Origin of the sequence: Streptomyces sp. NPDC057694, from assembly GCF_042799415.1 — a bacterium.
Lineage (GTDB): Bacteria > Actinomycetota > Actinomycetes > Streptomycetales > Streptomycetaceae > Streptomyces.
Window position 1 is genome coordinate 102,766 of the sequence record NZ_JBHVIX010000029.1, and the last position, 12,698, is coordinate 115,463.

A 12,698-nucleotide genomic window follows, 5' to 3' on the forward strand; every position below is an offset into this window, starting at 1 on the left:
TCAGCCTGCCGTGTTCACCATGGATGCCGCCGCGTACGTCAGGTAGTTCCACAGCGTCCGCTCGTGCTCCTCGGACAGGTCCAGATCGTCGACCGCGTCCCGCATGTGCTTCAGCCACGCGTCGTGCGCCGCCCGGTCCACCTGGAACGGCGCGTGCCGCATCCGCAGCCGCGGGTGGCCCCGGTTGTCGCTGTACGTGCGCGGGCCGCCCCAGTACTGCATCAGGAACAGGGCGAGCCGCTCCTCGGCCGGGCCCAGGTCCTCCTCCGGGTACATGGGGCGGAGCAGCGGGTCCTGGGCGACGCCCTCGTAGAAGCGGTGCACGAGGCGGCGGAAGGTCTCCTCGCCGCCGACCTGCTCGTAGAAGGTCTGCTCCTGGAGTGTGTCGCGCGGGGTCTCAGTCACCCGTCCATCGTCTCAGACGCGGAGATCCAGGACTTGGGGCGTAGGTCGTGGCCGCAAAGTCCCTCCCCCAGCTACCGCTGGGAGGTGCCCCCGGCCCGGCGACGCCTGGCACGTGCTCTCGCCGCACCGGGCACAAGGCCAAGTACGTCCAGTACGAGGCCTCGCGCCCGGCACTCCCCCAGCCTTCGGCCGGGGGGACCCCCTGAGAGCACGCACCAGACGCCGCCGGGCCCGCCCTCCGGGCGGACGACGGGACTTTGCGGCCACGACCTAGGACCTCGCCGTTTTGCGACGCGGGCCGCACAGTGGGCGTATGGGTACGGAGCGCGACGGTGGAGCGGGTGGTCTCGCCGGGCGGGCGCGGGCCGGGCTCGTGCGGGAGATCGCCGGGACCGGGGTCTGGGACCGGGACGCGGGGTGGCGGGACGCCTTCGAGCAGGTTCCGCGGCACCTCTTCGTGCCGTACTACTTCGTCGGGGCGCCGGGCGGCCACGAGCGGCTGTGGGGGGAGGACCCGGATCCCGCGCGGCGCGAGCGGTGGCTGCGGGGGGCGTACGCGGATCAGCCGCTCGCCACCCGGTTGCGGGACGGGGAACTCGTCTCCTCCAGCAGCCAGCCGTCGCTCATGGCGAAGATGCTGGCCGACCTCGATGTGCGCGACGGGCACCGGGTGCTGGAGATCGGGGCCGGGACCGGGTACAACGCGGCGCTGCTGGCGCACCGGCTCGGGGACGCCGCCGTCACCACCGTCGATCTCGATCCCGAGATCACCGAGTCCGCGCGGGCGCATCTCGCCGCCGCGGGGTACCGGCCCGCCGTCGTCACCCGGGACGGGGCGCGGGGGTGCGTCGAGCGGGCGCCGTACGACCGGATCATGGCTACGTGCGCCTTGCGGGCGGTGCCGGTGGGGTGGCTGGCGCAGTGCCGGCCCGGGGCGCGGATTCTGGCGCCGGTGGCCACCGGGTTGCTGCGGCTCGATGTGCGGGACGGGGGGTTCGCGCAGGGGCGGTTCTTGCGTACGCCGGCGTATTTCGTCGCGGTGCGGGGGGAAGGCGGGCTGCCCGGCGGGGGTGGGGTGGGCTCCGTGGGTGGGGTGCCTCGGCGGGTGGCGGGGGACGAGGTGTTCCGGTTTCTGCTGGAGCTGACCGGGGGGCTGGGCGGGGTCCGGGAGGTGCTTGCGTTGTGGGAGCGGGAGGGGCGGCCCGGGCGGGAGCGGTTCGGGGTGACCGTCAGTGGGGGGCGGGAGTGGGTGTGGCTCGATGATCCGCGGGGGCCGTGTGTGTGGGATCTGCCCGGTGGGGGGTAGGGAGTCGCCCCCGCCGCCCCTTCCCGTCCCGAAACCGGGGGCTGCGCCCCCGGGGCCCCGGTGTGCTTTGTCGGGTGCGGGTCTCGTCGTGGCTGGGCGCGCAGTTCCCCGCGCCCCTGGCGGGGCTGGGGCGCAGGTTTCCGCGTCCCCAGCCCGGGGGGGGTCAGGCCCTGTGGATGGTGATGGTTGTCCAGGCGCCCACGTGGACTCGGTCGCCGTCCTGGAGGGGGACCGGGACGAAGGGCTGGATGGGCTCTTCGCCGCCGTTGACCGTCGTGCCGTTCGTCGAGTTCTGGTCGACCACCGCCCAGCTGCCGTCCGGCTGCTGCACCAGCACCGCGTGCTGGTGCGAGACCCCGGGGTCCTCCGGCGGCACCGACAGGTCGATGTCGGGGGTGTCACCGGTGGAGTGGCGGCGGCGGCCGATCGAGAGCTGGTTGCCGACCAGGGGGCGCTGCTGCTCCGGGGAGTACGCGGGCAGGTTCAGGCCCGACGCCTCGGGGCCGCTGCGGTGCATCATCGCCATGAAGTAGTCACGGTCCGGGCCGATCGTCGCCGACCACGTGACGTACCCCTGTGACTGCTGAGGCTGCTGCGCCTGCTGGGGCGGCTGCTGCTGGTACGGCGGCGGGGGCTGCTGCTGGTAGCCGTCCGGTGCCGCGGTGGGTGACGACGGCGGGGAGATCGTCCAGTCGTCGCCGCTCGTGCCACCAGGACCGCCGGGGCCACCCGGGCCGCCGGGACCGCCGAACGACGGGTTCGGCGGCTGCATCGGGCCCGGCTGGGTCGGAGGCGCCGGCTGCTGCGGCTGGTAGGCCTGCGGGGGAGTGCCGCCGGGGCCGCCGGGGCCCGGAGGGAACGGGGCCGGGCCCGAGGGCTCGCTGCCGAACGGATTCGGCGGGATCGGCTCGGCCGGCCGGTTCATCTGCGACGGGCGCGAGCCCTGGTACTCGTACGGGTCCTGGCCGGGGCCCTGCGGCGGCTGCTGGAAGCGCATCGCCGGGTTCGGGCCCTGCTGCTGCGGGCCACCAGGGCCACCGGACGTCGGCAGCGGCGGGTTCGGTGCCGCCGGGGTGTACGACGTCGCCGTGTTCGTGAGGAAGTTCCAGCGGCACTCCTCGCAGAACGGCGCACCGCCCTCACGCGGCGTACGGCACTGCGGGCACAGCTCCGGCGCCCGGGGAGGGCCCTGCGGAGCCTGCTGCTGCGGCGGGTAGCCGTAGCCGGGGGCCGGCGGCGGCGGAGGGGGCGGAGGTACGGCACCGGCCATGCGGTGACCGCAGACCTCGCACCAGTCTTCGGAACCCGACTGGTGTCCGTTCGGGCAGGTCGGCATGTCGGCGCTTCCCCCTCTCCTTCACGCGCAAGCCCGGGCTTGCCATGGGTGATCTCGGATGGCTACTTCTTGACGCGAACGGTCTTGGTGGAGCGGGTCTCGAGAGTCATCTCGTCGGCCTCCGCGACCTTCGGCTTCAATCGAACAGTACCTTCCGCGGCGTCCACCACGTCCACCACCTTCGAAAGCAGTTTCGCCGTATCGGCGTTTCCGGAGAGCGCCGCGAGCTGTACCGCCCGGCCCAGCTTCGCCGTCGCCCCCGCGTCGTCGCCCGCCTTGCGGGCGTCCAGACCCTGCTGGATCACCTGCGCCAGTTCGGCCTGGCCCGTGTAGTGGGCGACCTGCGGATTGATGGACGTAGAGGCCGCCATGTCGTCCGTCCAGACCGCGCGGACCAGGCCCTGCGAGACGGTCTGGGCCGAGCCGTCGGACTGCGGGATCACCAGCGAGACCCGGGCGGCCAGCATCTCCTGGCCGAGGTCGGCCGTCGGGACCTGGACACAGACGTGGTAATCGCGGGACTCGTCGCCCCAGGAGCCGGTGGGGTAGTCGCCGGCCCGCGGGCCCGCCTCCGTGCGGCGCTCGGTCAACTCCTCGACGGTGGGCGCCACTTGCTTCACGAACTTGATCTCGGAGCCGAGCGGGGTCCACAGGCGCAGGCTCACGTCCGCGACCTCCTTGCCCATCGCCGTCTCCATCATCTGCGTGAAGTCCTCGGCCAGGTGCGCGGGGTCGGCGACGATGTCGGCGGTGCCGAGCAGCGCCGAGGCGATCCCTGTGACTTCCTTCACTTCCCAGTCGGTGCCCACGCCGCGGGCGTCACAGGTGAAGCGGCCCGCGGTCGCGTCCAGCGTCGCCCGCAGGTCCTCCGGCGACTCGTGCTCGTTGCGCCCGTCGGTCAGCAGGATGCCGTGCCGCACCATCGACCCCGAGGGATCGGCCGCGTACAGCAGCCGGTCGGCCAGGCGCAGCCAGGTGCCGATCGCCGTGCCGCCGCCCGCGGACAGCTTGCGCAGCGCCTGCTTGGCCTGGTCGCGGGTGGTGGCGTCGGCGACGGCGAGCCGGCCGTTGCCCGGATAGATCTCCTTGGCGACGTGGGTGCCCGCGATCACCGCGAAGTGCACACCGTCGCGCAGGGTGTCGATCGCGGCGGCCGACGCCTCGCGGGCGCCGCGCATCTTGGTCGGCGGGTAGTCCATCGAGCCGGAGCAGTCCACCATCAGCGCGACCGCGGCGTCCACGGAGGTGCCCGGGCTGTACAGGTGCGGGGCGCCCACGGCGCTGCCCACCGTCCCGCCGCCCGTCGCGGTCACCGTGACGATCGCGTTGACCTCGCGGCCCCCCTCCGGCAGGTACTCGTTCTGGTACACCTCGACCGAGAACTGCGGCACGGTCGGCTTCGAGAAATTGGCCATGATGACAAGTCCCCCCTGGACAACATCACTTGAGCATTGTGCGTTGAGCGACGCGCGGGCCGGCCTCAGGCCGATCCTGCCCCCTGCCGGGCCCCCGGGAACGGCAGGACCGCCACTGTTACGTTGTCGTGGCCCCCGCCGTCGAGGGCGTGACCGGTCAGCACCTGGGCCGCGTGCAGCGGACGGGCGGCGGCGTCGACGGGCACGGCACCGGCCATCTGCTCCGCCGACTCCGCGTAGTTCCACAGCCCGTCGGTGCACACCACCACGACACCGGACCGGTCCGGCTTGAAGGAAGCCGTGTGCGGCTCCAGTTCGTAGGCGTCCGCGCCGAGCCAGCCGGTGATCGCGTGGGCGCGCTCGTCGGCGTACGCCTCCGCCTCGCTCATCAGGCCCGCCGACACCATCTGCGCGGCCCACGAGTCGTCCTCGGTGAGCCGGGCCGCGGTCGCCGTGCGGTCGTCGGGCACCCAGTAGGCGCGCGAGTCGCCGACCCAGCCGACCACGAGCAGGTCACGGGTGACGATCGAGCCGACGAAGGTGCACGCCGGCGCGTTCTGGTGCGGCTGGTGCTCGCGGGCCGTCGCGGGCTCCCGCGCCAGCACGTTGACCGCCTCGGCGGCCACCAGGATCGCCTCGTGCAGCGCCTGCTGCGGGTGGGTGCCGCGCGGCAGGGACTCGTGCAGCGACTCGTTGGCCGCGCGGGTCGCCGCGAGCGAGGCGTCGTCGGGGCGGGTCGCGGACGACACCCCGTCGCAGACCACGGCGACCACGGCGGGGGAGCCGTCGGGCAGCGCGGCCGAGGAGATCACGAACGCGTCCTCGTTGCGGTGGTGGCGCAGGCCCCGGTCGCTGACCGCGGCGACCGCGCCCAACTCCTGCTCCATGTGATCGCGTTCACGCGGCTGGGCGTGCCCGCAGTTCTCGCAGTAGCCGTCCGGGTCGACCTGACCCGAGCGGCAGGCCACGCACAGCTTGGTGCCGGCCGGCGGAGTGGCCGCCTCCAGCTGCTCGGGCGTCGCGGTACGCGGATCGGGCGCACCGGCCGCGGCGCCGCCCTCGGGCACGCCGTCGAACCGCACGCCGGAGGCGGGCAGCGCGCCGCCGTCGGACTCGGTGCCCTCCAGGTCGGTCGGCAGATGCACCGGCGCGGGGGTGTCCGAACTGTCCGTCTCCTGTGCGGCCGGCCACTCGGCGGACCCCTCCGGCGGCCGCGTCGTCGCCGGCTCCGGACGGCCGTCCGGAGCCGACGCCAGCGGCGCCGACGAAAGGTCGTATCCGCAGGCCCCGCAGAAGCGGTCGCTCTCTTCGAGCGGCTCCTCGCAGCTGGGACACACTGACATAGCTGTCGACTGGTGCGTCTGCGACATCAACTCACACCCACGTCCGAGGGCGGTAGCGGTTGGCCCGCTCCACCAGTTCGATCCTCTCCTCGCCCCTTGAAGCGAGCCTGGCCAGTGTCCGGTACGAGCGTTCCAGGCCGAGGCGCAGTCCGCGCTCGTCCAGATCGTTGCCGAGCACCACCGTGCCTGCGGGGCCTGCCGGCTGACCGGAACCCTGCCTACCGGAGAGTACCCAGTCGAGGGCGGTACCGAGGACCTCGGTGGACAACTGCTCGCGGCGCACCGCGTCGAGGCCGAACGCGTCGAGCGCCTCGACCTGCCCCGCGGCGGCCGTCAGGTCGCCGAGCAGCGGGTCGCCGTGCCCGGAGACGGGCGCTTCCGCGATCCGTCCGCGCAGCCGCGCCCGGACCGCGGCGACCCGGGCCGCCGTGTAGTGGATCGAGGACTCCGGCACCGACTCCAGCGTGCGCACCGAGCCGGCCCGGTCACCGGCGGCGAGCTGGACGCGCGCCAGGCCGAACGCCGCGCTGACATAGCTCGGGTCGGTGGTCCAGACGAGGCGGTAGTACTCCGCCGCGTTGTCCAACTGGCCCAGCACCTCCGCGCAGACGCCGAGCGCCAGCTTGGGCACGGGCTCGCCGGGGAACGCGTCGTAGACCGCGTCGAACGACAGTGCCGCGCTGGCGTGGTCGCCGACCGCGAGCGAGGCGACGCCCTGGTACCAGACCACCCGCCAGTCGTCGGGGCGGTCCGCCTCCAGGGCCGCGAGGCCCCGGACGGCCGCGTCGAGCTCGCCCATCTCCAGGCGGGCCCGCAGTTCGCGCAGGCGCAGTTCGAGGGAGCCGGTGGGGGCCGCGTGCAGGGCCGCGACCAGCTCCGCGGGCGCGGAGGTCATCAGGCCCGCGAGGAACCCGGCGTTCGGATCGTTCGGGTCGACCCGGGGGACCGGCAGGGCCAGCGCGGTGGTGACCGCCTGGAGCGGTCTGACCAGAGCCGAGGGGGACGGCGGCAGCGCGGGCGCCGGGACCGGGGCGAGCTGCTTGCCTCTCCGCTCGCGCTCGGGGAGTTGGCGCACCCCGAGGCGCGACACGTCGGAGTCCAGCCGCCCGAACAACTCGGTGTCGGTGACCTTCACTTCCGGCCCGAAGAGCGTGGACAGGGCCGGCCGCGGCCGGTTCGTCTGGAGCGCGACGACCTCGCGCAGCACGCCCGTCAGCTGCTCGGCCATCTCCTGCGCGGACGCGAAGCGGCGGGCCGGGTCCGGGTCGGTGGCCCGCACCAGGAGCCGGTAGAACGACTCGTAGCGGCGGAAGACCTCGATGTTTCCGGGGTCGGGCAGGGAGTCCACGAACACATTCGTGTAGCCCTGGAAGTCGAAGGTGAGCAGGGCCAGGGTCCGGGCCACCGTGTACAGGTCGGAGGCGACGGACGGGCCGACCTCGGCGACCTCGGGCGCCTGGAAGCCGACCGTGCCGTAGATCGCCGACTCGGCGTCGTCCATCCGCCGGACCGCGCCCATGTCGATCAGCTTGAGCTGGTCCTCGGTCTGGATCGCGTTGTCGACCTTGAAGTCGCAGTAGAGGAGATTGCGGCTGTGCAGATGCCCGAGGGCCTCCAGCGCCTCGATGCCGTACGCGCACGCCTGCTCCACCGGCAGCGGGTCGCGCCGGCCCTCGGGGGTGCGCCGCTCGTTGGCGATCTCCTTCAGCGACTTGCCGCCCACGTACTCCATGACGATGTAGCCGTCCATGGAGCCGGTGCGCTGGTCGAGGTGCTCGACGAAGTTGTAGATCCGGACGATGTTCGAGTGCTCGATCTCGGCGAGGAAGCGGCGCTCCGAGATCGCCGCCGCCATCGCGTCCTGGTCACCGGTGTCGAGCAGGCCCTTGAGGACCACCCAGCGGTCGGACACCGCGCGGTCGACGGCGAGGTAGACCCAGCCGAGACCGCCGTGCGCCAGACAGCCGGCGACCTCGTACTGGCCGTGCACGACGTCGCCCGTGCTCAGCTTCGGCACGAAGGAGTACGGGTGGCCGCACTTGGTGCAGAAGCCCTCGGTGCGGCCCGCCCGCTCCCCGCGCGAGCGGCCCACGGGCGCCCCGCAGTCCGAGCGGGAGCAGAATCGCTTCCGCTCGGGGACCTCGGGGTTCTCCTGCACCATCGCGCGCGGGTCGGGCCGCGGCACGTCGGGCACGCGGACGAGTCCGGCGCCGAGCCGCGCCCGGCCCGAACTGCTCGCGCTCGCCCCCGAACTGCGCACCGACACCGACCGCGAGGTCGACGTCCCGGACAGCGACCGGGACAGCCGCCCCGAGACCGACCGGCGCGACTGCGAGGAGCGCGACGACGACCGCGTCGACCGCGACGAGGACCGCGAACTGGCCCGTGAACTCCGCGAACCGCGCGAGCCGCCACCCGCGATGCCGGTCGGCGGCGACGACACCATCCCGGTCGGCGACACGACCGGGGCGAGCCCGCACGTGTCGCAGTACAGCTCACCGCCGCCCATGTCCGCGTAGGAGCCGGCGCAGCCGGGCCGCTGACACGTGCCGGGCCGCGCGGCGGAACCCGCCGGACCCGCCGCGGGCGCCGGGGCGCCGGGGCCGGGGCCGGGCCCGGCCTGCGGCTTCAGGCCGCAGGTGTCGCAGTACAGCTCCCCGCCCATGTTCTCGTAACTGCCCGGACAACCGGGCCGCGTGCATCTCTGAGCCCCCGCCACGACTAGGACTCCCCCCTCTGGTCCGTGGGCGCGGCCAGCACGTCCGCCGCCGCCCTCTGATACCGCAGCACCGCCGACTCCGCCGCCAGCAGATCGCACGGTGCGCTCCACAGCATGCGGCGGGCCGCGTCGTACCGCTCGACGAGCAGCGGGTCCTCGGCGAAACCGAGCCGGGCCACCTTCGCCTTGTACGCGTCGAGCCGGCCGCGCAGCTCCGCGCGGACGGCCAGCGGAGCGGTCACCGCGGTCAACGACTCGCGGGCCCGCAGCAGTTCGTCCTCCGCCTTCGTCTCCAGCGACTCCAGGAGCGGGGAGAGCCGGTGCCACTGGCCGTGCCTGCGGTACTCGGCCGCCGTCGCCAGCTGCTCCTGGAGCACGGTCGGCGGGCCCGACACGGCCGGCACCTCCGAGGCGGCGATCTTCGCGAGGACCTCGCCGCGCGCCGATCTCGCCTCGGCGAGCGTGCGGTCCGCGCGCGAGAGCACGTCCCGCAGGCGCCCGAGGCGCACCTCCGCGTCCTGCCGGACGGTCAGCACGGCGTCGATCTCGCGGCGCACCTCCTCGATGGCGCGCGCCTCACGGTCGTACGCCGTGGTGTCCGGGCGTCCGCCGCCGGGCGCCGAACTGCCCGGTGCCTTGCGCCAGTACGCCAGCGGGTCGGAGACCACTTCCTCGCGCAGCCGGGTCAGCACGGCGGTGATCCGCTCCAGGTCGTCACCGGCCGGGTGCTCGCCGGGGCGGACCCCGACGGAGTGCGCGAGCTGCCGGGTGCGGGACAGCTCGGCGGCGAGCATGTCTATCCGGGCGGGCAGCGCCGACCACACCGAGTCGGCGGCGACCACCATGTCGAGCGACGACGCGTACAGGTCGTTCATCCGCTCCACTATCGCGGCCAGCGTGAACCGCTCGGAGAGCTTCGCCGGGCCCGTGATCGACGGTGAGCCGCCGCCCGTGCTCGCGCCCGAGGCGACGGTGACGCAGTCGCCGCGCAGCAGGTCGGTCAGCTCCACCAGGTCGTCCCGGCTGGGCCAGCGGCGCTGGGCGCGGATCCCGCGGGCGGTGCGCAGCGCGCCCGCGTACGCGTCGAAGTACGCCCAGAGCAGCGTGATCGCCTGCTCGGCCGACGACCAGCGCTCCCGGGTCGTCCCGGTCAGCTCGGCGCCTTCGAGCAGGCGGCGGCCCGCGTGGTCCTGGAGCGCGAGCAGTGACGTCTCGATGGCCTCGTGCTCGGCCCCGAGGCGGGCCAGGGCACGGTCCACCTCGTCCCGGTCCATCACCTGACCAGGGGGTCCCACGACGCCCATCGATCACCTCTCGCTTTTCTCAACTGCGCTGCCTGAGTTCTTACTTGTGCTTCGGCTACTTGTACTTCGGCGCGGGCGGGCCGGACGACGGCCCGAGGTCGGCCTCGAGCCACTTGTCGTACGACTTCTGCCAGCCGCTGTTCTTGCCGCCGCCGCGGTAGTCCTCCAGCACCTGATTGACCCGGCGCACCAGGTCGTCCGCGCCCTTCTTCATGGCCACGCCGTAGTACTCCGTGGTGAACGGCTTGCCCTTGAGCTCCACCGTCGGGTCCTGCGCGGCCTGGCTCGCCGCGAGGGCACCGTCCGTGACGACCGCGTCGACCTCACCGAGCTGGAGGCGCACCAGGCAGTCCAGCTGGTTGGGCACGGTCGTGGTGATGTCGGTGCTGCTCGGGATCTCGTGCTTCTCGTCGCGGCCGTCACCGAGCGCGATCTCCGCCGTCGAGCCCTTCGCCGTGCAGACCCGCTTGCCGGCGAGCGACTTGTCGTAGCCGGTGATGTCCGAGGAACGCGGGGCGAGCACCTGCTGGCCGGTCTGGAAGTACGCGGTGGAGAAGTCGACGTCGGCGAGGCGGTCGCAGCTGATGGTCATCGTGCGGACCACCATGTCGACCTGGCCGCTCTTGATCGCCGGGATGCGCTGGTTGGTGGGGATGGCGCGGAACCGGATCGCGCCGGGGTCGCCGAGGATCTCGCCCGCGATCTCGTGCGCGAGGTCGATGTCGAAGCCCTCCAGCTCGCTGGTCTTCTCCTCGCCCGCCGAACCGTTCTTGTCCAGGCCCTTGTTGGGATCGCGGTAGCCCCAGCGGTAGCTGTTCTGGTCGACGCCGACCGACAGATAGCCGCGGTCCTTGATGGCCTTCACGGCCTCGCCGTTCTGGTCGCCCTTCGGATCGAGGCTGCGCTCCGGCTCCTTGCCCTTCTTGTCCGGGTCGCAGTCCGTGGCCTTCGTCTGCAGGCCGTCGGCCACGCCGCCCGAGCCGAGGCCCGTGCTGCCGTCGCCGCTCGCCGTGTGCGACAGGGGGAGCAGCACCGTGAACACCGCCACGAGGGCGCAGGCGACCGCGGTGGCCATCGCCGCCACGCCGCCCCAGCCGCGCAGACTCACCCTGCGCGCGTCTCGCTCGTCCATCCCCGCACCCCCTCTCACCGGTACTCCGAAAGCCTGCGCCCGATGCCCAGCAGCGCGCCCGCCGCCGCGAGCACCGCGAGAATCGCCGCGCCGACCGAGAGTCCGGTCATCGCGTCGCGGCCGCCGGTGGCGTCGGACGTGAACTGTGCCTGCTCGTGCACCAGAGCCTGGTCGAGACTCTGGTCCACCAGATCGAAGCACTCACCCGTCGGTTTGTCGTCCTTCGAGCCGATGATCTTGTCGAGGGCGCCCTGATAATTACCGGAATCGTCCTGCTTGCGCGCGTCGGTGTGGCGGATCCGCCACTCCTTCATGCTGCTGTTCGCCTTCGTCACCGGTGCCTCGCCGGCCGCGTCGCCCTCGGCGAGCGTGTCCGCCGCCTTCAGCTTCGTCGCCAGCGTCGTCATCTGCTTCTGGAAGTCGACGTCGTACTTGTCCTTGACCTCTTCGCCCACCTTCACCGTCTCGGCGCCGCGGCTGACCAGCGTCAGGTTCTCGTTCCCCCGCGCCTTCAAGGAGGCGATGCTCGCGTCGTGCAGCACGTTCAGCGACCGGACGCCCTGGTCGTACGAGGCGTTGAGCCCGCCGCGCGCCACCGTGTGCCCGACCACCAGCCACAGCAGCACGACGGCCGACGCGGCCGTGGCCGCGAGCAGCCCGTGGTTGAACACCCGGTTCGTCAGACGGTAGTTGCGCCGCTGCGCCCAGGCGAGTCCGGCGAGGGCGACGACGCCGAGCGCGATCGCGATCCAGGGGTAGGGGGTCGCCGCGTCGTAGTCGTCGCGCAGCCGCTGGTTCTCCTTGGTGTACAGGTCCTCGGCGGCCGGGAGCATCTCGGTCTGCATCTTCTCGTTCGCGTACCGCAGATACGCGCCGCCCAGCGGGTAGCCCTGCCGGTTGTTGGCACGGGCGCGCTCGATGAGGCCCTTGTACTCGGGCAGCAGCTTGTTGAGCTTCGCGATCGTGGCGGCCGACGGGGTGCCCGGGTCGGTGCTGGCCGCGGCGGTGACGAGCTTGTCGGCGGCCGTACGGATGTCCTTCTCGTAGCGGTCCCGGACGGCCGCGGTCTCCTGACCGCCGGCCAGGAAGCCGCTGGACGCCGTGGTGTTGGCGTCGGCGAGGGAGCGGTAGATGTCGGCGGCGTCGGCGCTCAGGGGCTGGCTGGAGTGCAGTACGTCGTCCGCGGCGGCCTGGCGGTCCGTCATCTGCCAGGCCGTCGTCGCGCCGAACGCCACGACGAGCAGGGCGAGCACGGCGCCGATGATGCGCAGCCGGCCCGGCTCGGTGGTGGCCGCCGATTTCAGCCGCTCGATGCCTTCCGCCCAGGCCGTGCGGCGGGGCTCCGCCGGGGGCGGGGCTACGGGTGCCGGTGGTGCGGTGCCGCGGGTCTGTTGCGGCGGGACCGTCGGCATCGTGGGCACGGCGGTGTGCCCCGGTGGCGCCGTGCTTCCGTTCGGCGGGTATGTCACTTCGACCCTCCCCCATGGTCGTGCGTCGGCGGTAAGTATCGCTGCCGCGACTGACATCCGCACAGGCATTGACTCGATCTTGTTTGCGAGCCCTGCATTTGAACACGTAGCGGGGGTGGGTTCGGTTCCCGGGGCCTTGGGGGTCGTCGGTCGGGTGCGGGCCGGTGGGGCTTCTCGCGCAGTTCCCCGCGCCCCTGGGCAGTTCTTCATCTGCGGCCCGGTGGCCGCTTCTCGCGCAGTTCCCCGCGCCCCTGAGATGCGCACTTCGT

At 72.9% G+C, this 12,698-nt stretch carries 9 protein-coding genes; 1 reads left to right on the plus strand and 8 read right to left on the minus strand.

The features are described from left to right. Positions 1–405: a globin gene (locus ACFVDP_RS38225; protein ID WP_383500432.1), complete on the minus strand. Its 405-nt coding sequence runs from the start codon at positions 403–405 to the stop codon at positions 1–3. A gap of 313 nt (positions 406–718) precedes the next feature. Between ACFVDP_RS38225 and ACFVDP_RS38230 the strand changes: the two genes are divergently transcribed. Continuing rightward, positions 719–1,711: a methyltransferase domain-containing protein gene (locus ACFVDP_RS38230; RefSeq protein WP_383500435.1), complete on the plus strand. Its 993-nt coding sequence runs from the start codon at positions 719–721 to the stop codon at positions 1,709–1,711. A gap of 163 nt (positions 1,712–1,874) precedes the next feature. Here the strand turns inward: ACFVDP_RS38230 and ACFVDP_RS38235 are convergent, their stop codons facing one another. From ACFVDP_RS38235 to ACFVDP_RS38265, 7 genes are all read right to left on the minus strand, one after another. After that, a complete protein-coding gene (locus ACFVDP_RS38235) occupies positions 1,875–3,047 on the minus strand; it encodes an FHA domain-containing protein (RefSeq protein WP_383500438.1) in 1,173 nt (390 codons plus the stop codon). Between the two features lie 62 nt (positions 3,048–3,109). Next, the gene (locus ACFVDP_RS38240) at positions 3,110–4,462 is read right to left on the minus strand and encodes a VWA domain-containing protein (protein ID WP_383500441.1); all 1,353 of its coding nucleotides are present in this window, start codon (positions 4,460–4,462) and stop codon (positions 3,110–3,112) included. Between the two features lie 65 nt (positions 4,463–4,527). Next, a complete protein-coding gene (locus tag ACFVDP_RS38245) occupies positions 4,528–5,805 on the minus strand; it encodes a protein phosphatase 2C domain-containing protein (RefSeq protein ID WP_383500444.1) in 1,278 nt (425 codons plus the stop codon). A 31-nt stretch (positions 5,806–5,836) separates the two neighbouring features. Further along, positions 5,837–8,314, minus strand: a complete 2,478-nt coding sequence (locus ACFVDP_RS38250; RefSeq protein WP_383500476.1) for a tetratricopeptide repeat protein — start codon at positions 8,312–8,314, stop codon at positions 5,837–5,839. Between the two features lie 212 nt (positions 8,315–8,526). Further along, positions 8,527–9,828, minus strand: coding sequence for a hypothetical protein (locus tag ACFVDP_RS38255; RefSeq protein ID WP_383500447.1), 1,302 nt, complete (start codon positions 9,826–9,828; stop codon positions 8,527–8,529). A gap of 55 nt (positions 9,829–9,883) precedes the next feature. Beyond that, positions 9,884–10,960, minus strand: a complete 1,077-nt coding sequence (locus ACFVDP_RS38260; RefSeq protein WP_383500450.1) for a glutamate ABC transporter substrate-binding protein — start codon at positions 10,958–10,960, stop codon at positions 9,884–9,886. A 14-nt stretch (positions 10,961–10,974) separates the two neighbouring features. Further along, positions 10,975–12,429, minus strand: a complete 1,455-nt coding sequence (locus ACFVDP_RS38265) for a hypothetical protein (protein ID WP_383500453.1) — start codon at positions 12,427–12,429, stop codon at positions 10,975–10,977. Positions 12,430–12,698: the final 269 nt, after the last annotated feature.

Excerpts from the sequence above, each read along its gene's own strand:
- ACFVDP_RS38230 (WP_383500435.1), top strand. The coding sequence starts at position 719 with ATGGGTACGGAGCGCGACGGTGGAGCGGGTGGTCTCGCCGGGCGGGCG.
- ACFVDP_RS38235 (WP_383500438.1), bottom strand. The coding sequence starts at position 3,047 with ATGCCGACCTGCCCGAACGGACACCAGTCGGGTTCCGAAGACTGGTGC.
- ACFVDP_RS38240 (WP_383500441.1), bottom strand. The coding sequence starts at position 4,462 with ATGGCCAATTTCTCGAAGCCGACCGTGCCGCAGTTCTCGGTCGAGGTG.
- ACFVDP_RS38245 (WP_383500444.1), bottom strand. The coding sequence starts at position 5,805 with ATGTCAGTGTGTCCCAGCTGCGAGGAGCCGCTCGAAGAGAGCGACCGC.
- ACFVDP_RS38250 (WP_383500476.1), bottom strand. The coding sequence starts at position 8,314 with ATGGGCGGCGGTGAGCTGTACTGCGACACGTGCGGGCTCGCCCCGGTC.
- ACFVDP_RS38255 (WP_383500447.1), bottom strand. The coding sequence starts at position 9,828 with ATGGGCGTCGTGGGACCCCCTGGTCAGGTGATGGACCGGGACGAGGTG.
- ACFVDP_RS38260 (WP_383500450.1), bottom strand. The coding sequence starts at position 10,960 with ATGGACGAGCGAGACGCGCGCAGGGTGAGTCTGCGCGGCTGGGGCGGC.